We start from the raw sequence: 20,858 nt of genomic DNA on the forward strand, positions 1-20,858 counted from the left end.
ACCCTTGTTAATTAAATGAATTTAAAGTAAAGCGATATGTCAAATTATAAAGTACCCACCATGGCCGAAATGGCAGCCTCTGGAGATAATCCGGAAATCCTTTTTTGGGTAGGTTGTGCTGGGTCTTTTGATGAGAGATACAAAGCCGTAACCCAGGCTTTTGTCAAAATCTTAAATAAAGTAGGGGTGAGTTTTGCTGTACTTGGGCCAGAAGAGGCCTGTACAGGAGACCCAGCAAGACGAGCAGGAAATGAATTCCTTTTCCAAATGCAGGCCGTAGCCAACATCCAAGTCATGAATGGCTATAATGTCAAAAAAGTAGTCACCGCTTGCCCTCATTGTTTTAACACTATCAAAAACGAATACCCGGCTTTGGGAGGAAATTACGAGGTCATCCATCACAGCCAGTTTCTCCAGACATTGATCAATGAGGGAAAAATTGTCATGAAAGGTGGCGGTGAATTTAAAGGCAAAAAAATCACTTTCCATGACTCCTGCTACCTTGGCCGTGCCAATAATGTATATGAAGCTCCTAGGGAAATCATCAAAGCCTTGGACGTGGAATTGGTAGAAATGAAACGGTGTAGGACCAAAGGGCTTTGCTGTGGCGCTGGCGGTGCCCAGATGTTCAAGGAACCTGAAGCTGGCAAAAAAGACATCAATATCGAGAGAACGGAAGAAGCCTTGCAAACCGGAGCATCCGCTATAGCTGTAGGTTGTCCTTTTTGCCTGACTATGATGTCCGACGGAGTGAAGAACAAAGAAAAAGAAAATGAAGTAAAGGTATTTGACCTTGCAGAATTAATAGCCAAAGATCAGGGACTTTCATAGGTCTCTGATTTTTATTAACTTTTAACATCTTCTTTCACTTAACTTTTAGATAAGTATATGAATCTTTTTATCATCAATTTTTCAGGAATTAGTATCGGCATACTCGCAGTTCTTGCAATTGCGCTTCCAGTCTGGGCCATTTTCGATTTGGTGTATTCTAAATTTGTTGGCAAAAACACCAAACTACTTTGGATAGTCCTGATTTTCGTCTTTCCATTTATAGGTCCATTAGCTTATTTTATTATAGGTAGAAGAGATAAAATCATAAACTCTTAAAAAAAAACGCATATGGACACTTTCTTTTCTTTAGGAATTGCAGGATTGCTCTTTGGGCTAATTCCCCTTGCCATCTTTATTTGGGCCTTAGTAGATGTCATTCAAGCCAAATTTGCCTCCAGTGACACCAAACTAATCTGGGTGATCGTGATAATTTTGGTGCCTTTTATCGGGTCAATCCTTTACTTGGTAATTGGAAGGAAAAGCAAAATTAATCCTTATTAACCTCAATACTCTATGGGAACACTCATTATTTTATTCACTCTCATCCCTCTTGCGCTAATGGTCTGGGCATTGGTGGATGTGCTGAAAGCCGAATTTGCAGACAGCAACACTAAATTGATTTGGGTCATCGTCATTCTTCTCTTACCATTTTTAGGTTCTATCCTTTATCTTTTGATTGGTCGTAAAGAAAAAACGCAGACATTTTAAACAAAAAATGATTTTAAAAGAATCATTACTGCCCTTTTTCACGTTTTAGTAAAAAGGGTTTTTCACACCCAAATGCTTAGATTTACATTCCAAAGAATAAAAAGATATTATGTATTTGCCATTTGAAGAAATGCCTGATTCTGCCAGAGTCTGGGTTTATCAAGGAAATAGAAAATTCAACAAGGAGGAAATAGACCTCATTAGTTCCCGCCTTACAGCTTTTTGCAATCAGTGGAACACTCATGGTAATTTGATGCCAACTTCTTTTGATATCAAATATGATCAATTTATCATCCTTTCTGTTGATGAGTCCAAGCTAGGTGCCAGCGGCTGCTCTATTGACAGTTCCGTACAAACGCTTCGTGAACTGGATCAAGTATTACAAGCCAATTTATTAGACCAAGGGAAGGTATCTTTTGTTCATCAGGACGAAGTGACTATCAGCAGCTTGGGTGAAATCAAAGAATATATTCAATCCGGTGCGCTAACTTCCACCACCAAAGTATTCAATCCTGTAATTCAGAAAAAAGAAGACCTGAACAGCAGGTGGATCATCCCTGCAAGTGAGAGTTGGTTAAACCGATATTTTAACAACTAATTATTTTAAAAGTTATATATTAGAGGACATACACTCGATGAAAGCTTGACTTTATGATGAAAAATTGTTTTCTGTGTTTCATTTTTATAGCTCTTTTGGTGGTTGGCTGTACCAGTCTTCCGCAAAAAGGGAAAAGCCAGTTTGCCGCTGGAGAATACCAAACTGCCATTGGGACTTTTTCAAAAATATTGGCCGACAATCCTGATGATGCTGATGCCAATTACTATGTAGCAGAAAGTTACCGCCTTTCGAACCGCATTGAAAAAGCGCTTCCTTACTATGATAAATTACTCGAGGAAGAAGGATCATTTGAAAACTACTTTAAAAAAGCAAAAAGTCTCCATGATCAAGGGGATTATGAAGCTGCTGCAGAAGCCTACAAACAGGCCAAAGAGTTTACCAGCAGTGATTCCTTGTTGGCTTTGGCTGACCTTGGAGCAGAAAACATCTCAAAAATCAAAGAAATCACAGACTATTGGCCTTATCATGAACTTCAGAACTACGAACTGTTAAACAGCTCAGGAATTGACTATGCACCCATCGTCAGTGAAAACTTCCTTTATTTCACTAGTTCGAGAAGAGCAAGTGGAGCCTATCCTGCAACCGGGCAAGGTTATACCAAATTGTTTCGAGCGCGTGCAGATGGAATAAAAGTAGACGTACAAAACGTTCAGGCATTACCAGAATTCAGAAATGAAGAAGGCCTTAATCAAGGCGCAATAGCCATTAGCCCTGATGGCAACACCATCATTTATGCAAGAGGAAATAGCACCAGCAAAAATGACCTTCCTGATGTAAGTCTTTTTATCTCCTATTTTAGGGGAACTGGCTTTACGGATCCAATTTGGATGCCCGTTAATGAAGAAGAGAGCTATTGGAATTCAACCCCAGCATTTAGCGCTGACGGTTCCGTACTTTACTTTGCTTCCAACAGGCCTGGAGGTTACGGAGGAATTGACCTTTATAAAGCCACCAAGCTTGCCAATGGCGATTTTGGTAACGCCGAAAACCTAGGGCCGCAAATTAATACTCCTGGCAATGAAATGTTCCCCAGACCGATGGGAGATCAGTTTTTCTTTGCTTCAGATGGACATCCTGGCTTTGGTAAGCTTGACCTCTTCGTGGCTGAAACCAAAGACGGCAAAAAAACAATTACCAACCTGGGTAAGAACATCAATTCAGTGGGTGACGATTTTGGAATCTTCTTTACTGACTTCCCGAAAGAAGGCTTCCTTACTTCCAATAGAGATGGAGGAGTAGGTGACGACGATATTTATTATTTCCAAGACAATACACCAAAACCAAAAGTAGTTAATGTATTCTTGAATGTCACCACCCTTCAAAAAACTCCTGAAGGAACAGAAACCACTTTACCTAGTACCAGAGTGGCATTATATGACAGCGCTAAAAAAGCTACAGGTGGAGATTTCTCCAACCAACAGGGCAAGCTAAGATTCCGCTTGGAACCCAATGCTGAGTTTACCATGATCGCCTCCAAAAACGGTTACTTTACCAAAAGTATTCCTTATTCTACTGTGGGTAAAACACCCAAACAAGAGGAGCTGATACAAGATGTCACCAATATCACTTTGGATACCACCATTGTTTTGGATAAGCTTGAACTGGAAAAAGCCATTGTTCTAGAAAACATCTATTACGACCTTGACAAGGCTGACATTAGGCCTGATGCAGCCATTGAATTGGACAAGTTGGTAAAAATACTCATGGACAACCCGGAGATCAAGATCGAGCTTAGCTCCCACACCGATGCCCGTTCAAGTGACGAGTACAATAGAGACCTTTCTCAGCGTCGTGCAGAATCTGCAGTCAACTATATTGTATCACAAGGTATTTCCAGAGATCGTTTAGTCGCCAAAGGCTATGGTGAGGAACAGTTGATCATAGAAAATGCACAGACTGAAGAAGAACACCAAACAAACAGAAGGACAGAGTTTAAGGTTATTGAAATCGAAGAAAAATAAATCAAAATCCCGGGTTGCTGCCCGGGATTTATCTTTGCCCCAATTTTATTCTGTTTATTTCCTTCATACTACACAACATTCAAACATATATTTTCTCAATCCTTCTTAAAATCCTTAACTTTACGGCAATATTAACCAAGTCATTATTCTGATGGACGAAAGATATATGCAAAGGGGCGTTTCTGCCTCAAAAGAGGATGTGCACCAAGCCATTTCAAAACTTGACAAAGGACTCTTCCCTAAGGCATTTTGCAAAATAGTAGAAGACACCTTGGGCAATGACCCCAACTACTGTAATGTCATGCATGCGGATGGTGCCGGCACAAAATCTTCCCTAGCCTACTTGTACTGGAAGGAAACAGGAGACCTAAGCGTATGGAAGGGAATTGCACAGGATGCCATCATCATGAATATCGATGACTTGCTTTGTGTGGGAGCGATCAACAATATCTTGGTTTCTTCTACCATTGGAAGAAATAAAAATCTAATTCCAGGTGAAGTGATTTCAGCCATCATCAATGGCACTGAGGAAGTCCTTCAAATGCTTCGGGACAACGGCGTAAATGCCGTGCTTACTGGAGGTGAAACCGCTGACGTAGGAGACTTGGTAAGGACCATCATCGTGGACAGCACAGTGACGGCCAGAATGCGCAGGGATGAAGTCATCTCCAATGACAATATCAAAGCTGGCGACGTAGTAGTCGGCATTGCCTCCCATGGACAAGCCAAGTATGAGACTGCTTATAATGGTGGCATGGGCAGTAATGGCCTTACTTCTGCCAGACATGATGTTTTCAATAAAGTACTGAAAACCAATTACCCAGAAAGCTTTGACCCATCAGTTCCTGACAATTTGGTATATACTGGTAAATACAACCTTACCGATCCAGCCCCAGGTACTTCCGTTGATGTAGGAAAATTGGTACTTTCTCCAACCAGAACTTATGCGCCTATCATGGTAGAGGCATTGAAATACTTAAGACCTCAAATCCATGGCTTGGTACATTGTAGCGGTGGCGCACAAACCAAAGTATTGCACTTCGTTGACAACGTACACGTCATCAAGGACAACCTTTTTGAAACCCCTCCTCTTTTCAAGATTATTCAAGAAGAGAGTGGTACGGACTGGAAAGAGATGTACAAAGTCTTCAATATGGGACACCGCATGGAAGTGTATCTTGAAGAAAAATATGCTGAAGAGATCATCGACATTGCCGAGTACCATGGCGTGGACGCACAAATCATCGGACGAGTAGAACCTCATGATGGTAAAAAAGTAACTATTAAAAGTGAGCACGGAACTTTTGAATATTAATCAAGAGAAATAATATGCTTCGTAAAATACTTAAAACATTGGCCTGGATAACAGGCCTTTTACTTTTACTGGCCTTTTTTCTATTAGATAAGGTGGATTGGTCGGAACCTCGGGAAAAAGCCTATTATCAGGAAACTTTAAAAGCCATTGATCAGCTTGAACCAAGCTCTACCCTAGGTGATGCCTGGTTGGCAGGTTGGTCACGTGTAAATGTAACTCCTAAATCACCCGTTGATTTAGTAGGCTATAAACCTAGAGGGCAATATGAATTTGTGGAGGACAGTAGCTTTGTCAAGGCCTTGGTCTTGGGCAATGGGCATCAAAACATCGCTTACCTCAATTATGAACTTTTGATTGTACATCCATTCCTGGCCTCTTCCATCCAGGAAAGTATCAAAAAATCCAAGCTTCCCATCAACCAAGTCTATTTTACAGCAACGCACACCCACAGTGGTATGGGCGGATACATCCCTGGGCTTATGGGAAAGATTGCTTTTGGAGGTTATGATGAGGAAATTGTCCAAATGCTAGCAAGCAAAACTGTTCAAAGCATTCAAGAAGCTCTTTCCAATCAAGATACCGTACAAATCACTTATGAACGATATGCTGCTCCTCAGTTTGTAGCCAATAGGTTTATTCCCAATGATCCTGTCGATCCTTTTATCAGGCAACTAACCTTTACTAAACCAAATGGCGCTAAAGGTACTTTGTTCACTTATACCGCTCATGCCACTTGCTTGAGCAGCAAATTTATGGGGCTCTCTGGTGACTATCCTTTTTACCTCACAAAGGATATGATGGATGATTATGACTTTTCACTTTTCGCCGCAGGAACAGTCGGAAGCCACCGCCCTTTGGCACCAGGAAACACACCTAAGGATATAAAAACTTATGCCCATCAGTTGGATAGTTTAATGGAAGCCGGACCAATAAGTACCGACACTATTCAATCTGCTCTGGTAAAACTAGCAACACTCAAGCCCACTTTACCAGAAGCTACTTATAGGGTTTCTAACAACATTAGATTACGACCTTGGCTATTCAATAGCCTATTTGGAGATACCAACAGCCATTTTGATTTGGTACAAATAGGGAACACATTGATGATTTCAAGTAGTGGGGAAATATCCGGAGTATTTTATAAAAAGTGGGAAAAATTGGCCAAAGAAAAAGGACTCAACCTAATCATTACTTCCTTCAACGGTGGCTATATGGGGTATATAGTTCCTGATGTTTATTATAATAGGAATTACCACGAGGTTCGGGACATGAACTGGTATGGCCCATATAGTGGTTCATTCTATGATGCCATGATCACTGCTATTATTTCTTCAGTGAAATAATAGCAGTTGGTTCATTGTTTTCCTTCAGCTTTACTATTGGCATCCTAGAAAAATAATCAGCAGGGATCTCTACCACTTTTATTTTTCCTCTAAAGTTTTTCGACATTTCTAGAATTTTCATATTTGGATCTACAAAAACTACCTCATTAGTTCCTTTCATGCTATTTCGAGACAATAAGACTTCTCGTATAGCACCAGGAGACAGAGAAAAACTAAGGCTGTCACTTTTCAAAGGTTTCAACTTTAAAGTTTGAGGAACGGTATCATTGCCTATCAGGCTATCCACATCTTGAGCATATAACCCCGCAGAAACGAGAAATAGCCCCATAAAAATCAATGGCTTTTTCATAACATTAATTATGTAATCAAGTTTTAATATAGCCTCTAAAAAAGGCTTTATCAAAAAAACAACGTTAAAGCTAGTTAATAGGTTTCACACACAACCAACTCCTTATCCAACCTCCTTTATGGTTCTTTGAATCGCTAATATTCCATCCGTATTTATCAAAAAAGAATTTATAGTTAGGTAAATCATTCCGAGGGTTTTTGGTCGTAATTCTAAAAAACTGAATCATCACAAATTGAAGCCATCTTCTGCCGGGCTTATCAAAAAAATCTGTAAAAACCCACTTTGTGTTCTGTCTTACACGTTTTTGCAATTCACCAAAAAGATTATCCAATTCTTTCTCTGGCAGAATGTCCATTAGGTATTGTGTGATAATCACATCAAATTTCTTCAAGGGCAAATCATGAAAATCACTTTGATGGATAAATTCAATATTCCCATGCCCTACTGCTTTTGTGTTTTTCTTAGCTTTTTTGATCATCTTCTCTGAGGCCTCCACATAATATACTTTCCCCTCTTTACCCACCCTAGACACTATTTGAGGAAGATTTGAACCTGTTCCTCCTCCAACTATAAGCACTTTGTCTCCATTGTTTATCTGATCTAAAAATGTCAATTTACTTTCTCGATACCCCTTTCCCAAAATTAAAGCCGCTAGTTGATCATAAAAAAACACCACTTTATCATAAAGATTCCTTTCCATTTTATAAAGATAGTGTTTTGTAATCAGGCCACCTGCTTTAGCGAGAGCAGCCCAAGCGAAATTGGTGGCAATATTTTTGTACATTTAGTTTCATCATAAATTTTTACCAACCCAAAACTGACATGAAAAACCTATTGAAATCTTTTTCTGGCATAAAGTCCCTGATCAAGAATATAGACTTCGCCAAACTTAACGAGCTCTCCCAAAAAGTGGACCTCAATGAAATGGTCGGTGTGGTGTCCAAAATGAGTGAAGAAGACCTTGCGAAAATGATGAAGATGATGAAGGGAGGAGGAAAGAAAAAAGAAATTCCTGAAGTCAATGGAGATTTCTATACACTCGAAAAAACATTGCCTCCTCATGAGCAAGAGATCATCGCCCAAGTAAGGGATTTTATGGAAAAGGAAATTCGACCTATTGCCAATGAATATTGGAACAAAGGTCATTTCCCGATGCATATTATCCCTAAGATGGCAAAGCTGAACATTGCTGGCTTAACTTATAAAGGCTATGGCTGTCCTGGCCACTCTGCCCTATTAGAAGGCTTTTTGGCCATGGAAATGGCCCGAGTGGACACATCAATTTCCACCTTTTTCGGAGTTCAATCAGGCTTGGCCATGGGTTCCATTTATGTCTGTGGTTCTGAAGAGCAAAAAACAGAATGGTTGCCTCAAATGCAGAAAATGGAGGTCATTGGTGCTTTTGGATTGACTGAACCCAAAGTTGGCTCTGGTGTGGCGGGGGGATTGACCACAACTTGTAAACGCGAAGGAGATGAGTGGGTGATCAACGGACAGAAAAAGTGGATCGGAAATGCAACTTTCTCTGACATTACCATCATATGGGCAAGGGATCTAGATGATCAACAAGTAAAAGGTTTCATCGTAAGAAAAGACAACCCGGGCTTTCATCCAGAAAAGATTGAAAATAAAATGGCCTTACGGACCGTCCAAAATGCATTGATCACCATGAAAGATTGTAGGGTACCAGAAAGTGATAGACTTCAAAATGCCAACTCATTTAAAGACACTTCTGAAATTCTTCGCTTGACCAGAGCCGGAGTGGCCTGGCAAGCAGTCGGCTGTGGAAGAGGAGCTTATGAAGCCGCTTTGAGATACACCAATGAGCGAAAACAGTTTGGACGACCGATAGCTGGTTTTCAGTTGGTACAAGACCTATTGGTCACGATGCTTGGAGACCTTACCGCCATGCAAACCATGGTCTATCGACTTTCCCAAATGCAGGATGCGGGAGAACTGAAAGACGAACACGCTTCCCTTGCCAAAGTTTTCTGTACATTGAGGATGCGAACGATAGTAGACCATTCTCGTGAATTGTTTGGTGGAAATGGTATTTTACTGGAATATGATATCGCCCGGTTTGTAGCTGATGCAGAAGCCATTTATAGCTATGAAGGCACTAAGGAAATCAATTCCCTGATCGTAGGAAGGGCCATCACAGGTCAAAGCGCTTTTGTTTAGAATTCTCAAAAAACAAATATCAACAGAAAAGGAAGCATGTATGCAGCATCTATTTGTCTTCGTACAGCCTCCTTATTGTTTTTGGAACGGGCGAAAGCAAGGGCATGAATCAAAAACATGATCAGTAACACCAAGGCATATAAATAATACATTGAACTCAAAAAGAAAAATAAACTGAGGATATAAGCTAGACCAATATATAATAAGCCACTTAATAGATTTTTGGTAAGCCCTTCTCCCAAAACATTCACAATAGAATTCATATTATCCTTCATGTCACTGTCTTTGTCCATATAAGACAGCAAAAGCAGGTTAAACCAAGCCATCAAAAAGTAGCCAAAGGCGAAAAACCAGAAAGCCTTGGGTAACCCACCTTCTGGAAAACGGATCAAGGGTACAAGGGTTATTCCAGCAGTGTAAAAAGCAGCCGTGGAAAGCTCCTTAAGAAAGGTCATTTTCTTGCCAAAAAACTTAAGAAACATGATATTCCCTACTATCATTGTTCCCAATAAGATTCCAAAAGTGATCAAACGAGAGAACTTGATATAATTAAATGCCAAATAAAACCCCGTAATTCCCACCAAAAAAAGCCAAATCAAGAGTTTATTGAAGTTTTCTTGATGAAAAAGATGTCTGGCAGAACTGGCCTGGCCTTCAATATTTCTGGCATCCATCAAGTGGTCAAAAGTATAAATCCCCCAAACAGCCAGTGACATTAAAACATAGACAACCGGTGTCAGGGTAATATCCAAGAGATGTTGGAAAAAGAATAGACCAGCACATGCTCCAAGCACCACATCCAAGGAGAGCCATTGAAAATAATTATAATATTTATTAAGTACTTGCGCCATTCTATAGTAAATATACAATCCAACTAATAGTTTTGGAATGATATAGTTATATTTAACACAGTCAATTTTATTCAAACCTAATAAACCATCTAAATGAAAAGAATTCTTTTAAGCAGCTTATTTCTATTTTTCTTAAGCATTGCCGCCATTGCCCAGTCTCCAGTGAAAGTAGCATGTGTAGGAAACAGCATCACTCAAGGACCGGGTAGAGACCATCCGGACAGCTGGCCTTTATTAATGCAAGACATCTTAGGGGAAGGTTTTTTGGTTAAGAATTTTGGTGTTAGTGGAAGAACTTTGCTCAAAAATGGTGACTACCCTTATTGGAATGAACCACAGTTTCAGGAAGTCCAAGATTTTGAAGCAGATATTTTAGTGATCAAACTGGGCACCAATGACTCCAAACCTCAAAACTGGAAGTACAAGGAAGAATTTGTCGCTAATTATATTGACCTCATCAATACATTTAAAGCCAGCATGCCTGAAGATGGAGAAGTGTATGTCTGCATTCCAGTTCCAGTTTTCAAAGATAACTTTGGAATCACTGAAAGTGTCATGGTAGATGAAATGAGACCAATGCTAAAAGAAATTGCCAAAAAGACCCATTCCAAAATGATCAACTTATACAAGCCGCTCCAAAAGCACGGAGACCTTTTTGCAGATGGAGTTCACCCCAACAAAGAAGGTAACTTACTTATGGCTGAAGCAGTCGCAAAAAAAATCAAATAAGAAAAAAGCTCCGCAAGTTGCGGAGCTTTTCATTTTCATCTTGAAATCGCTCTAATTAAGAGGCCACTTCTTCTTCGTAATCCTCAGTTGGGATACAGCTACAAACCAAATTTCTGTCCCCATAAGCAGAATCAATTCTCCTCACTGTAGGCCAGAATTTGCTATTCCTTACATATTCCAAAGGATAAACAGCTTTCTCTCTTGAATAAGGCAAATCCCAGTCATCACTCATCACCATCTTAGCAGTATGAGGTGCATTTTTCAACACATTGTTTTCTGCATCCGCTTTTCCCTCTTCAATTTCTCTGATTTCCTCCCTGATGGAGATCAAGGCATCACAGAATCTATCCAATTCAGCTTTGGTTTCTGACTCTGTTGGTTCGATCATCAAAGTCCCTGCTACTGGGAAAGATACTGTCGGAGAGTGGAATCCATAATCGATCAACCTTTTGGCGATATCTTCCACTTCAATACCTACATTTTTGAACTCCCTGAAATCCACAATCATCTCGTGAGCCGCTCGTCCCTGAGAACCAGTGTACAAAATAGGGAAGTACTCACTCAACCTTTCTTTGATATAATTGGCATTCAAGATGGCAGTTTGAGTAGCATGTTTTAAGCCCTCTCTACCCATCATTGCAATATAAGCATAAGAAATAGGCAAAATACTGGCACTTCCAAATGGAGCTGCAGAGATGGCAGTAATGGCTTCCTGTCCACCAGTCTTCACCAAAGGATTGCTTGGCAAGAATGGTTCAAGGTGTTTGGCCACACAAATAGGCCCCATACCTGGTCCTCCACCACCGTGAGGAATACAGAATGTCTTGTGCAAGTTCAAGTGACAAACATCAGCACCAATATTACCTGGGCTGGTCAAACCAACCTGTGCGTTCATGTTGGCTCCATCCATGTAAACTTGGCCTCCATTGTCGTGGATAATTTGACACATTTCTCTGATGGCTTCTTCAAACACTCCATGAGTGGAAGGGTAAGTCACCAAGAAAGAGGAAAGGTTATCCTTATGCTTTTCAGCTTTTTCCTTTAGGTCTTCAATATCTATGTTCCCTAAGTCATCACACTTCACGATAACTACTTTCATGCCGGCCATTACAGCGGAAGCAGGATTAGTACCGTGAGCGGAGGAAGGAATCAAAGCAATATTTCTGTGTGCTTCACCTCTGCTCTCATGATAAGCTCGAATAACCATCAAACCAGCAAACTCCCCTTGCGCTCCAGAGTTGGGCTGCAAAGAAGTTTCGGTAAAGCCAGTGATTTCTGAAAGCCAGTTTCTCAAGTCTTGGAACAACTCATAGTAACCTGCTGCCTGATCTTGCGGCGCATATGGATGCAATTGACCGAATTCAGGCCAAGTTACCGGAATCATCTCAGCAGTAGCGTTTAGCTTCATCGTACATGATCCCAAAGAAATCATGGAGTGCACCAATGAAAGGTCACGATTTTCCAATCGTTTGATATATCTCAACATCTCATGCTCCGAATGGAAAGCATTGAAGATCATGTGATCCATATAATCTGATGTCCTGTTGAGTCCATCAGAAACATTAAAGTCAAGGTTTTCGATCAAAGGATTAAGATCCACCACATCTGCACTCAAATGCGTAGTCCTGGCAAATACTTCAATGATTCCTTTTACATCTTCAATCGTCTTGCCCTCATCAAATGCCAAGTACACATAACCTGGCTCATAACGGAAGTTCATCTCATGGGAAAGCGCAAAAGCTTTCACCTTTGACTGTTGAACATCGTCTACTTTGATTTTGATGGTATCGAAGAAATTCTTGTTTTCTTGTTTAAATCCAAGCTGCTCCAGTCCTTGCCCAGTCAATTTGGCCAAGCCATGGATCTTGGAAGCAATATCTTTTAGTCCTTGTGGTCCGTGGTACACACCATACATCCCTGCCATTACTGCCAACAATACCTGAGCAGTACAAATATTAGAGGTAGCTCTCTCTCTTTTGATGTGTTGCTCTCTGGTTTGTAAGGCCATTCTATAAGCCTTGTTACCATCTTTATCTACAGAGATACCAATAATTCTTCCTGGCACTTGTCTTTTGAAGGTGTCTTTGGTAGCAAAATACGCAGCATGAGGCCCACCAAATCCCATTGGAACGCCAAATCTTTGGGTAGTACCTACTACCACATCTGCGCCCATTTCACCTGGAGGGGTCAAAAGGGTCAAAGAAAGAAGGTCAGCCGCAAAGGCAGTATAAACATTATTCGCTTTGGCAGTATCCACTAAGGCTTTATAGTTGATCGCTTCTCCGTCTGCATTAGGATATTGAAGCATTACCCCATAAAGTTCTGGATCAGTAAGATCCAAATCACTTAGCGCGCCTTCAACCAACTCCACTCCCACAGGAATAGCACGTGTCTTCAAGATTTCCTTGGTCTGCACGAAAACTTTTTCATCCACAAAGAACTTCGCAGCTTTTTTCTTATCTCTTGGTCTGGTTGCATAAAGCATATTCATGGCTTCAGCTGCAGCAGTTCCCTCATCCAATAAAGAGGCATTTGCCATCTCCATTCCTGTCAGGTCCATGACCATGGTCTGGAAGTTTACCAAGGCCTCTAATCTTCCCTGGGCAATTTCCGCCTGATAAGGAGTATAAGCTGTATACCATCCTGGATTTTCCAATACATTCCTTAGAATTACTCCCGGAACGATGGTGTCGTAATAGCCCAAACCAATAAATGATTTGTAGATTTTATTCTTAGATGCTAATTTTCTAAAGTCCTTCAAAAAGGTCGCTTCAGATTTGGCAGTGGGTAAATTCAGTGGCTTTTCCAGCTGAATCGCCTTCGGAATAGTTTGATCAATCAACTCTTCAATAGATGCAACTCCTATCTTTTCCAACATTTCCACCCTCTCCTGAAGAGAAGGTCCATTATGTCGATTTTCAAACTTTACTGAGGGGTTCAAATCAATTTTCATAATCCAGATAATGCGTATTATACTTGGGGAATATTCCTTGTTTTGTACAGATGTGCAAAGGTATAAATTATTGACCGATAATGATTTTCTTTTTCAAGATTTCTACCAAATAAGCAGCCTAAATGACCAATGGTTTTACACATTTACAAAATATTGTCTAGCTTTAGGGGCAAAATTTACCGTTAACTCAAATATAGAGCATGAAGAGAAATTATTTTGTGGCCGCCGCCATGGGTCTAATGGTATCCTGGCAAGCCACAGCACAGCAGCAATTTCTGGCTGATAAATATGCCAGTACAATCAAAGACACCGATCTAGAAGAATACCTCACTTATCTTGCTTCTGATGAATTGGAAGGAAGAGATACAGGTAAAAAAGGACAAAAGTTAGCAGCAGAATACTTATCCAATTTCTACCAAGAAAACGGCCTTGAAGGCCCTGTAAACGGAGCTTATACACAACCATTTTCTCTGACTAGTGTTTCTTGGGGTGATTTAGAATTAAAAGTAGGCAAGCAAAATCTTGTAAACAACGAGGATTTTGTATTCATAGGCGATGGAGATGCCAAAAGAACCAAAACCGACTTGGTTTTCTTGGGATTGGCCAGTGAAGAGAACCTTGCCAAAGTAGATGTTGAAGGTAAATTTGTAGGTTTATGGGCCATTGGACAAAGAGCCAATGATTTGCTTGACAAGATTTGGGAGGCAGGTGCCACCGGAGTTATTGTCGTAACCATGGAAGGTCAGGCTAACTTTGACAGATTGGCCAACAGGTACAAGTCATTGAGCGGCAGAGGCCGTTTGGGCTTTGACAAACCCACCCAGCAAAAACCAGTGTACTTGGTAAGCTCTGAAAAAATGGCAAGCCTTTTCGGTAAGTCAGTTGACGAACTAAAAGAAGCTGCCAAAAGCAACCCTGAAAGCATTCCAACCCAAAAAGCTCGATACAAAATAGAGAAGGTAAAAGAAATGGTCTCTACTGAAAATGTAATGGGTTATTTGGAAGGAACAGATAAGAAGGACGAAGTTTTAGTCATTTCTTCTCATTATGACCACGTAGGTATCAACAGCAAAGGTGAAATCAACAATGGCGCTGACGATGATGGCTCAGGGACTGTTTCTGTAATGGAAATCGCCCAAGCTTTTGCTACTGCAGCCAAAGAAGGAAACCGCCCAAGAAGATCCGTACTTTTCTTGAATGTTACTGGAGAAGAAAAAGGACTTTTGGGATCTGAATACTACACTGACAATCCTATTTTCCCTCTTGAAAACACGGTAAACAACCTGAATATCGATATGGTGGGAAGAATCGATTATGAATACCAAGATGCAGAAAACCAAGACTATGTCTATGTGATTGGTTCTGAGATGTTGGCTTCCCAATTGAAGACCATCATAGAATACAATAACATCACACATACAGACCTGATCTTGGATTACCGCTATGACGCTGAAGATGATCCAAACAGGTTCTACTACAGATCTGACCACTACAACTTTGCCAAGCACAATATCCCAGTTGCTTTCTTCTTCAATGGTGTACATGATGACTACCATCAGCCTACTGACACCGTGGAAAAGATTGAATTTGAATTGATGCAGAAAAGAGCAAGATTGATTTTCTACACCGCTTGGGATTTGGCCAATAGAGCAACCAGAACTCCTGTAGATGGCAGCAATGACAGAGGCGAAAGATAAAAACATCAAAAAAAGAAAAAGCTCAATAGCTTAAAATTAAAAAGCCGCAAAATCAATAATTTTGCGGCTTTTTAATTTTCATTCCCTACTGAATTCTTTATCTCTTTCCTCCTTTTTTCTTCATCTGGTTACGGTTCTTTTTAGCCTTGCTATTTTTATTGCCACGTACTTTTTTCTTTTCAGGATTGTAATGGGGATTTTTATTGGCTCTAGGCTTTTTCTCATGAAAGGCCCCTTTGAAATCTGGATTCTCCTTCCTTTTCTGACTGTCAATCTCCCTATCATACCCTTGCTTCTCCGCAAAAGGAGTCTCTGTTATGTTCACCTCTGATGGAATGGCCAGCTCCGGAACCTCCATACGGATTATTTCTTCAATTTTATGAAAATGATATTCCTCCGCAGGGTTCACAAATGTAAAAGCCTCTCCTTCTTGCTCTGCACGCCCAGTTCGTCCCACTCGATGCACATAATCTTCATAAATCAAAGGCACATCAAAATTCACCACATGGCTTACCATACTAATATCCAAGCCTCTAGATGCTACATCAGTTGCCACCAAAATCCTTACCTCACCCGCCTTGAAATCTTCCACAGAATTGATCCGGGTATTCTGCCCTTTATTGGCGTGGATGACTCTTATTTCTCCATGCTTTCTTCTTTCCAAGTACTGGTAAACGGCTTCAGCATTCTTCCTGGATTTGGTGAATACGATTACCCGCTTGATATGTTCATCCTGCAACAAGTGATCCAACAGGTTAATCTTAGTCTTTAGGTTAGGCACAAAATACTTGGTTTGGGCAACCGTATCAGCTGTTGTCGCCTGCAAAGCAATTTCTATCCTTTCAGGAAACTCCAGAAATTCCTGCGAAATGCGTTCTACACGGTCAGAAAAGGTAGCCGAAAAAAGAAGGTTTTGACGCTTTACAGGTATCACTTCCAGAATGGCGCGAATCTGAGGCATAAAGCCCATGTCCATCATCTTATCAGCTTCATCCAGCACCATGGTCTTGATCTCCCTCACAAAAATATTTCCTTTGCTATAGATATCCATAAACCTTCCTGGTGTAGCGATCACAATATCTACCCCCTCCTGAATCTTTTCAATTTGAGGCGTGGGACCTATCCCACCATATAAGCAAACATATCTCAAGTCTGTGTACTTGCCCAACTCGATGATGGCTTGTTCGATCTGCATCACCAATTCACGAGTAGGCGCCAAAATCAAAGCCCTTGGATGCATTCCTTGGGCATATTTAACTTTCATCAGGATTGGTAACACATAGGCTGCCGTCTTCCCCGTTCCCGTTTGGGCGATTCCCAATATATCCTGCCCGGCCAAAGCCAAGGGGATGGCCTGCTCCTGAATGGGAGTTGGCTTGGTATAACCTGCCTCCCTGACAGCTTCCAAAAGCTGCTTGTTTATTTTAAAATTTTCAAAAGACTGCGGGCTATCAGACATGATTTATTAATTTTAACTTCAAATTAGATTTAGGGAATTATTTACTCCTACAAACTCCAATCAAAATAGCAATGACGAAGAATATATTGATCACAGATGCAAATATAGTAAATGAAGGTAAGATTACCCGTGGCGATGTCTTCATCCAGAACGGTTTGATTTTTTCTGTGGGTGGTGACCTAAAGGATTTTGAAGCTGACATTACGATTGACGCGAAAGGAAAATACTTACTCCCAGGTCTAATTGACGATCAAGTACATTTCAGAGAACCAGGACTTACCCATAAGGCAGAAATATATACCGAGGCCAAAGCAGCGGTGGCAGGTGGAATCACTTCTTTTATGGAAATGCCCAATACGGTACCGCAATCCACCACTTTGGAGCTTTTAGAAGAGAAATACAAAATTGCCTCAGAAAAGTCATTAGCCAATTACTCTTTTTACCTTGGCGCTACCAATGACAACTTGGACGAGCTTCTTAAAGCCGATCCCGAAAACATCTGCGGCATCAAAGTATTCCAAGGATCCTCCACCGGAAACATGCTAGTGGACAATCAGGAAACACTAGAAAATATATTCGAAAAATGTAAGATGCTTATCGCTACGCACAGCGAAAATGACGACATCATCAAAGCCAACTTGGACAAATACAAGGAAGAGTTCGGAGAAGATATCCCTATTAAGTATCACCCAAAAATCCGTTCTGCTGAAGCTTGCTATGATGCTTCCAAACGAGTAGTTGATCTCGCCAGAAAGCATGGAACCAAGCTCCATATCTTGCACATTAGCACAGGCAAAGAAGTGACGTTATTTGACAACACCCTCCCATTGGAAGAAAAAAGAATCACCGCTGAGGCATGTGTTCACCACCTTTGGTTCTCAGAGGAAGACTATGATGAGAAAGGGACTTTGATCAAGTGGAATCCAGCTGTTAAATCCAGTGAAGATAGAGAGGAAATATTAAAAGGTGTTCTCGATGACCATATTGATGTTATTGCCACTGACCATGCTCCTCATACCTTGGAAGAAAAGGACAATGTTTACACCAAAGCTCCTTCAGGCGGGCCTTTGGTACAACATAACCTTGTTGCCCTTTTGGAAATGTACCATCAAGGAAAAATAAGCTTAGAAGAAATCGTTCAAAAGACCAGTCATAATGTAGCTATCCTTTTTGAAATTGAGAAAAGAGGCTATATCAGACCCGGATATTTTGCTGACCTAGTGTTGGTTGACCTCGATTCTCCTTGGGAGGTGAATAAAGAAAATATTCTTTCTAAGTGTGGGTGGTCTCCTTTCGAGGGGCAAACTTTCCAGTCAAAAGTCACACACACAATTGTTTCCGGACACTTAGCGTACGAAAACGAGACATTCAATGAAGAACAAAAAGGACAACGTTTGAAATTTTCCAGAAAATAATCTGATTTAACTATTGTTTGGAAAAAAACCGTGTATTACCTTTGCAATCCAATCAGGGGAAAGACCTGATAAAAGATAAAAAATGGTGGTTGTAGCTCAGCTGGTTAGAGCGCTGGTTTGTGGCACCAGAGGTCGTCGGTTCGAACCCGATCTTCCACCCAAAACCCCTCAAAATTTTGAGGGGTTTTATTTTTATAGAAGCAGCAAGGAACTAAAATGGCATGTATTTTGTCTGTCAGATTAAATAATCAAAAATTATCCTAGTAATGTTTACATTATTCAAATCAACTCCGGTCATCCCAAAGGTAAAACCAGTCAATTTGAAAGATATTCAATTGTACATGGCAAAATTCGAGGAATCCCTCAGAAACTTTGATGAGATACAAAAAGAGAATGTTAATACAATAATAAGATAACACACAAAAGGTCATGGAAACATGACCTTTATTTTTTGCCCATATATTTTTCTTTTCCGACTATTGGAGTATTTTTATAAACCACTCAAAATCACTAAAACATACTCCATGAGCTACATCCACTTTGATAAGACGGAATTAATCAATCTTAATTATTCCCTCGAAAAAGAAACCATTAGATCTAACCGGTCAGGTTGCTATACCAGCACTACCATCATTGGATGTAATACACGGAAATATCACGGACTACTAGTTGCTCCCCAACCACAAATTGATTCGCAACTACATGTCCTTCTGTCTACCATCCATGAGACCGTCATCCAGCGCGGCGCCAGCTTTAACCTTGGTATCAGCAAATACCCAGGCAACTACTCTCCGAGGGGTCACAAGTACCTAGAAGACTATAGCTCAGAACCCATCCCGAATTTGATTTATAGAGTAGGAGGTGTTGTGTTACAAAAAGAAATCATCCTTGATACCACCGCTGACAGAATGATGATCAAATATACTTTGCTGGACGCCCACTCTCCTACAACTTTAAGACTTAGCCCCTATTTAGCTTTCAGAGGTTACCATGCACTTTCCAAAGCCAATACTTATGTCAATAAAAAATATTTAAAAGTACCTAATGGTGTTCAATTTAAACTTTACGATGCTTACTCACCGCTTTCTTTGCAGGTCTCCAAAGAAAACGAGTTTGTACCAGCACCCGATTGGTATTATAATATTGAATACATCCAAGAAAAAGAAAGAGGCTATGACTATCAGGAGGACCTATATGTCCCTGGATTTTTTGAATTTAATATTGAAAAAGGAGAATCTGTCATTTTCTCAGCGGGCTTAGAGGATGCCGACCCAAAGAGTTTGAAAGAAGCTTTTGACAGGGAATTGAAGAGAAGAACACCTCGGGATAATTTTGAAAACTGCCTTCGCAATTCTGCAGGCCAATTTATCAGTCGCAGGGGAGATGAAACCAGAGTCATCGCCGGTTATCCATGGTTTGGCTGGTGGGGCAGGGATACTTTTATCTCTCTGCCCGGACTAACACTTACACTTGGTGATAAGGACACTTTTTTGGAGGTAATGCAAACCATGTCCAAAGATATCAATGGAGCCATGTTTCCCAATGTCGGCAGTGGCGTAGAAACCAACCTAAAAACAATAGATGCCCAGCTTTGGTATTTCTGGGCATGGCAACAGTATGAAAAATTCACTGGCGACAAGGCCACGATCATCAATGAATACCTCCACAAATTAAAAGGCATCATTGAAGGTTTCTTAGCCGGTGCTGACTTTAACATAAAGGTACTGGACAACGGACTTCTATACGGAGGCCAAAAAGGTGTTGCCCTCACCTGGATGGATGCTGTCACTTCAGATGGTCCTGTCACCCCAAGGATTGGTTGCCCAGTTGAAATCAATGCATTATGGTATAATGCTCTTTGCTTCTATCATGAGCTCACTGGAGAAGATTTCGCAAAAGAACTGGCTGACAAGGTAAAAACATCCTTTTTGGAAACATTCTGGAGCAGTGAAAAAGGCTACTTAGCTGATGTGGTTAATGATGGAAAAAAAGATTGGTCAATCAGACCCAATATGGTTTTCGCCACCTCACTTCATTACAGCCCCCTTAAGGACACACAAAAAGCAGCAATTTTGGAGGTCGTAAAACTTAATCTCCTTACCCCTAGAGGACTAAGAACTCTCGCGCCTAGCAATCCTGATTACAAAGGCTACTATCAGGGCAATCAATACCAAAGAGACAACGCCTACCATCAAGGAACGGTTTGGCCATGGCTCCTTGGACATTTTGTGGAAGGTTACCTGAAAATACATGGTAAATCAGGTAAAAACATGATTGAAAAGCTTATCCTAGGCTTTGATGACACAATGTCCCAATATGGTGTCGGAACCATTGCTGAAATTTATGACGGCGATCCCCCTCACAGACCAAAAGGAGCAATCTCCCAAGCTTGGAGTGTAGCCGAGTTACTTAGAATCATGCATTTAGTTAGTCAACTTTAAACATAT

Annotated in this window: 18 protein-coding genes and 1 tRNA gene; 14 read left to right on the forward strand and 5 right to left on the reverse strand. The window is 40.7% G+C overall.

Going from position 1 to position 20,858, the window contains the following annotated elements; genetic code table 11:
* The first annotated feature begins 36 nt into the window (after nt 1-36).
* From JL001_RS03265 to JL001_RS03300, 8 genes are all read left to right on the forward strand, one after another.
* On the forward strand, nt 37-831 hold the full coding sequence (locus JL001_RS03265; protein ID WP_200974709.1) for a (Fe-S)-binding protein: 795 nt from the start codon (nt 37-39) through the stop codon (nt 829-831).
* A gap of 57 nt (nt 832-888) precedes the next feature.
* A complete protein-coding gene (locus JL001_RS03270) occupies nt 889-1,107 on the forward strand; it encodes a PLDc N-terminal domain-containing protein (protein WP_200974711.1) in 219 nt (72 codons plus the stop codon).
* A 12-nt stretch (nt 1,108-1,119) separates the two neighbouring features.
* On the forward strand, nt 1,120-1,332 hold the full coding sequence (locus JL001_RS03275; RefSeq protein WP_200974713.1) for a PLDc N-terminal domain-containing protein: 213 nt from the start codon (nt 1,120-1,122) through the stop codon (nt 1,330-1,332).
* 12 nt (nt 1,333-1,344) lie between these two features.
* The gene (locus JL001_RS03280) at nt 1,345-1,539 is read left to right on the forward strand and encodes a PLDc N-terminal domain-containing protein (RefSeq protein WP_200974715.1); all 195 of its coding nucleotides are present in this window, start codon (nt 1,345-1,347) and stop codon (nt 1,537-1,539) included.
* A 109-nt stretch (nt 1,540-1,648) separates the two neighbouring features.
* Nucleotides 1,649-2,137 (forward strand): hypothetical protein, encoded by a 489-nt coding sequence (locus JL001_RS03285; protein WP_200974717.1) that lies wholly within the window; start codon nt 1,649-1,651, stop codon nt 2,135-2,137.
* Nucleotides 2,138-2,190: 53 nt separating this feature from the next.
* On the forward strand, nt 2,191-4,119 hold the full coding sequence (locus tag JL001_RS03290) for an OmpA family protein (protein ID WP_200974719.1): 1,929 nt from the start codon (nt 2,191-2,193) through the stop codon (nt 4,117-4,119).
* Nucleotides 4,120-4,270: 151 nt separating this feature from the next.
* Entirely contained in the window at nt 4,271-5,434 is a 1,164-nt protein-coding gene (locus JL001_RS03295; RefSeq protein ID WP_200974721.1) for an AIR synthase related protein, read from the forward strand.
* Between the two features lie 14 nt (nt 5,435-5,448).
* On the forward strand, nt 5,449-6,777 hold the full coding sequence (locus tag JL001_RS03300; protein ID WP_200974722.1) for a neutral/alkaline non-lysosomal ceramidase N-terminal domain-containing protein: 1,329 nt from the start codon (nt 5,449-5,451) through the stop codon (nt 6,775-6,777).
* Here the strand turns inward: JL001_RS03300 and JL001_RS03305 are convergent.
* Together JL001_RS03305 and JL001_RS03310 are read right to left on the reverse strand one after the other, a co-directional pair.
* Nucleotides 6,758-7,126: a hypothetical protein gene (locus JL001_RS03305; RefSeq protein ID WP_200974724.1), complete on the reverse strand. Its 369-nt coding sequence runs from the start codon at nt 7,124-7,126 to the stop codon at nt 6,758-6,760. The two genes, JL001_RS03300 and JL001_RS03305, sit on opposite strands and share 20 nt — an antisense overlap.
* Before the next feature lie 70 nt (nt 7,127-7,196).
* A complete protein-coding gene (locus tag JL001_RS03310; RefSeq protein WP_236252696.1) occupies nt 7,197-7,910 on the reverse strand; it encodes a class I SAM-dependent methyltransferase in 714 nt (237 codons plus the stop codon).
* A gap of 38 nt (nt 7,911-7,948) precedes the next feature.
* Here JL001_RS03310 and JL001_RS03315 point away from each other — a divergent pair, with 38 nt between their 5' ends.
* Entirely contained in the window at nt 7,949-9,307 is a 1,359-nt protein-coding gene (locus JL001_RS03315) for an acyl-CoA dehydrogenase family protein (RefSeq protein ID WP_200974728.1), read from the forward strand.
* Nucleotides 9,308-9,312: 5 nt separating this feature from the next.
* On the opposite strand, the gene JL001_RS03320 is transcribed toward JL001_RS03315, so the two are convergent.
* Nucleotides 9,313-10,158 carry a UbiA family prenyltransferase gene (locus JL001_RS03320; protein WP_200974729.1) on the reverse strand — a complete coding sequence of 282 codons (846 nt, stop codon included), beginning with the start codon at nt 10,156-10,158 and terminating at the stop codon, nt 9,313-9,315.
* Nucleotides 10,159-10,251: 93 nt separating this feature from the next.
* Here JL001_RS03320 and JL001_RS03325 point away from each other — a divergent pair, with 93 nt between their 5' ends.
* Nucleotides 10,252-10,887, forward strand: a complete 636-nt coding sequence (locus JL001_RS03325; RefSeq protein ID WP_200974731.1) for a GDSL-type esterase/lipase family protein — start codon at nt 10,252-10,254, stop codon at nt 10,885-10,887.
* Between the two features lie 55 nt (nt 10,888-10,942).
* Here the strand turns inward: JL001_RS03325 and gcvP are convergent, their stop codons facing one another.
* On the reverse strand, nt 10,943-13,840 hold the full coding sequence (gene gcvP / locus JL001_RS03330; protein ID WP_200974733.1) for an aminomethyl-transferring glycine dehydrogenase: 2,898 nt from the start codon (nt 13,838-13,840) through the stop codon (nt 10,943-10,945).
* A gap of 200 nt (nt 13,841-14,040) precedes the next feature.
* Between gcvP and JL001_RS03335 the strand changes: the two genes are divergently transcribed.
* The gene (locus JL001_RS03335; protein ID WP_200974734.1) at nt 14,041-15,537 is read left to right on the forward strand and encodes a M28 family peptidase; all 1,497 of its coding nucleotides are present in this window, start codon (nt 14,041-14,043) and stop codon (nt 15,535-15,537) included.
* A gap of 97 nt (nt 15,538-15,634) precedes the next feature.
* Here the strand turns inward: JL001_RS03335 and JL001_RS03340 are convergent, their stop codons facing one another.
* Nucleotides 15,635-16,996: a DEAD/DEAH box helicase gene (locus JL001_RS03340; protein WP_200974735.1), complete on the reverse strand. Its 1,362-nt coding sequence runs from the start codon at nt 16,994-16,996 to the stop codon at nt 15,635-15,637.
* A gap of 71 nt (nt 16,997-17,067) precedes the next feature.
* Here JL001_RS03340 and JL001_RS03345 point away from each other — a divergent pair, with 71 nt between their 5' ends.
* The 3 genes from JL001_RS03345 to JL001_RS03355 all read left to right on the forward strand — a co-directional run bounded on the left by JL001_RS03345 (nt 17,068) and on the right by JL001_RS03355 (nt 20,852).
* On the forward strand, nt 17,068-18,411 hold the full coding sequence (locus tag JL001_RS03345) for a dihydroorotase (protein ID WP_200974736.1): 1,344 nt from the start codon (nt 17,068-17,070) through the stop codon (nt 18,409-18,411).
* Nucleotides 18,412-18,495: 84 nt separating this feature from the next.
* Nucleotides 18,496-18,571, forward strand: a tRNA-His gene (locus JL001_RS03350).
* Between the two features lie 364 nt (nt 18,572-18,935).
* Nucleotides 18,936-20,852 (forward strand): amylo-alpha-1,6-glucosidase, encoded by a 1,917-nt coding sequence (locus JL001_RS03355; RefSeq protein ID WP_200974737.1) that lies wholly within the window; start codon nt 18,936-18,938, stop codon nt 20,850-20,852.
* The last annotated feature ends 6 nt before the right edge of the window (nt 20,853-20,858 follow it).

Source organism: Echinicola sp. 20G (assembly GCF_015533855.1).
Taxonomy (GTDB): Bacteria; Bacteroidota; Bacteroidia; order Cytophagales; family Cyclobacteriaceae; genus Echinicola.

What these genes read in the sequence shown, in the direction of transcription:
- JL001_RS03265 (WP_200974709.1), top strand. Translation starts at nt 37, where the DNA reads ATGTCAAATTATAAAGTACCCACCATGGCCGAAATGGCAGCCTCTGGA.
- JL001_RS03270 (WP_200974711.1), top strand. Translation starts at nt 889, where the DNA reads ATGAATCTTTTTATCATCAATTTTTCAGGAATTAGTATCGGCATACTC.
- JL001_RS03275 (WP_200974713.1), top strand. Translation starts at nt 1,120, where the DNA reads ATGGACACTTTCTTTTCTTTAGGAATTGCAGGATTGCTCTTTGGGCTA.
- JL001_RS03280 (WP_200974715.1), top strand. Translation starts at nt 1,345, where the DNA reads ATGGGAACACTCATTATTTTATTCACTCTCATCCCTCTTGCGCTAATG.
- JL001_RS03285 (WP_200974717.1), top strand. Translation starts at nt 1,649, where the DNA reads ATGTATTTGCCATTTGAAGAAATGCCTGATTCTGCCAGAGTCTGGGTT.
- JL001_RS03290 (WP_200974719.1), top strand. Translation starts at nt 2,191, where the DNA reads ATGATGAAAAATTGTTTTCTGTGTTTCATTTTTATAGCTCTTTTGGTG.
- JL001_RS03295 (WP_200974721.1), top strand. Translation starts at nt 4,271, where the DNA reads ATGGACGAAAGATATATGCAAAGGGGCGTTTCTGCCTCAAAAGAGGAT.
- JL001_RS03300 (WP_200974722.1), top strand. Translation starts at nt 5,449, where the DNA reads ATGCTTCGTAAAATACTTAAAACATTGGCCTGGATAACAGGCCTTTTA.
- JL001_RS03305 (WP_200974724.1), bottom strand. Translation starts at nt 7,126, where the DNA reads ATGAAAAAGCCATTGATTTTTATGGGGCTATTTCTCGTTTCTGCGGGG.
- JL001_RS03310 (WP_236252696.1), bottom strand. Translation starts at nt 7,910, where the DNA reads ATGTACAAAAATATTGCCACCAATTTCGCTTGGGCTGCTCTCGCTAAA.
- JL001_RS03315 (WP_200974728.1), top strand. Translation starts at nt 7,949, where the DNA reads ATGAAAAACCTATTGAAATCTTTTTCTGGCATAAAGTCCCTGATCAAG.
- JL001_RS03320 (WP_200974729.1), bottom strand. Translation starts at nt 10,158, where the DNA reads ATGGCGCAAGTACTTAATAAATATTATAATTATTTTCAATGGCTCTCC.
- JL001_RS03325 (WP_200974731.1), top strand. Translation starts at nt 10,252, where the DNA reads ATGAAAAGAATTCTTTTAAGCAGCTTATTTCTATTTTTCTTAAGCATT.
- gcvP (WP_200974733.1), bottom strand. Translation starts at nt 13,840, where the DNA reads ATGAAAATTGATTTGAACCCCTCAGTAAAGTTTGAAAATCGACATAAT.
- JL001_RS03335 (WP_200974734.1), top strand. Translation starts at nt 14,041, where the DNA reads ATGAAGAGAAATTATTTTGTGGCCGCCGCCATGGGTCTAATGGTATCC.
- JL001_RS03340 (WP_200974735.1), bottom strand. Translation starts at nt 16,996, where the DNA reads ATGTCTGATAGCCCGCAGTCTTTTGAAAATTTTAAAATAAACAAGCAG.
- JL001_RS03345 (WP_200974736.1), top strand. Translation starts at nt 17,068, where the DNA reads ATGACGAAGAATATATTGATCACAGATGCAAATATAGTAAATGAAGGT.
- JL001_RS03355 (WP_200974737.1), top strand. Translation starts at nt 18,936, where the DNA reads ATGAGCTACATCCACTTTGATAAGACGGAATTAATCAATCTTAATTAT.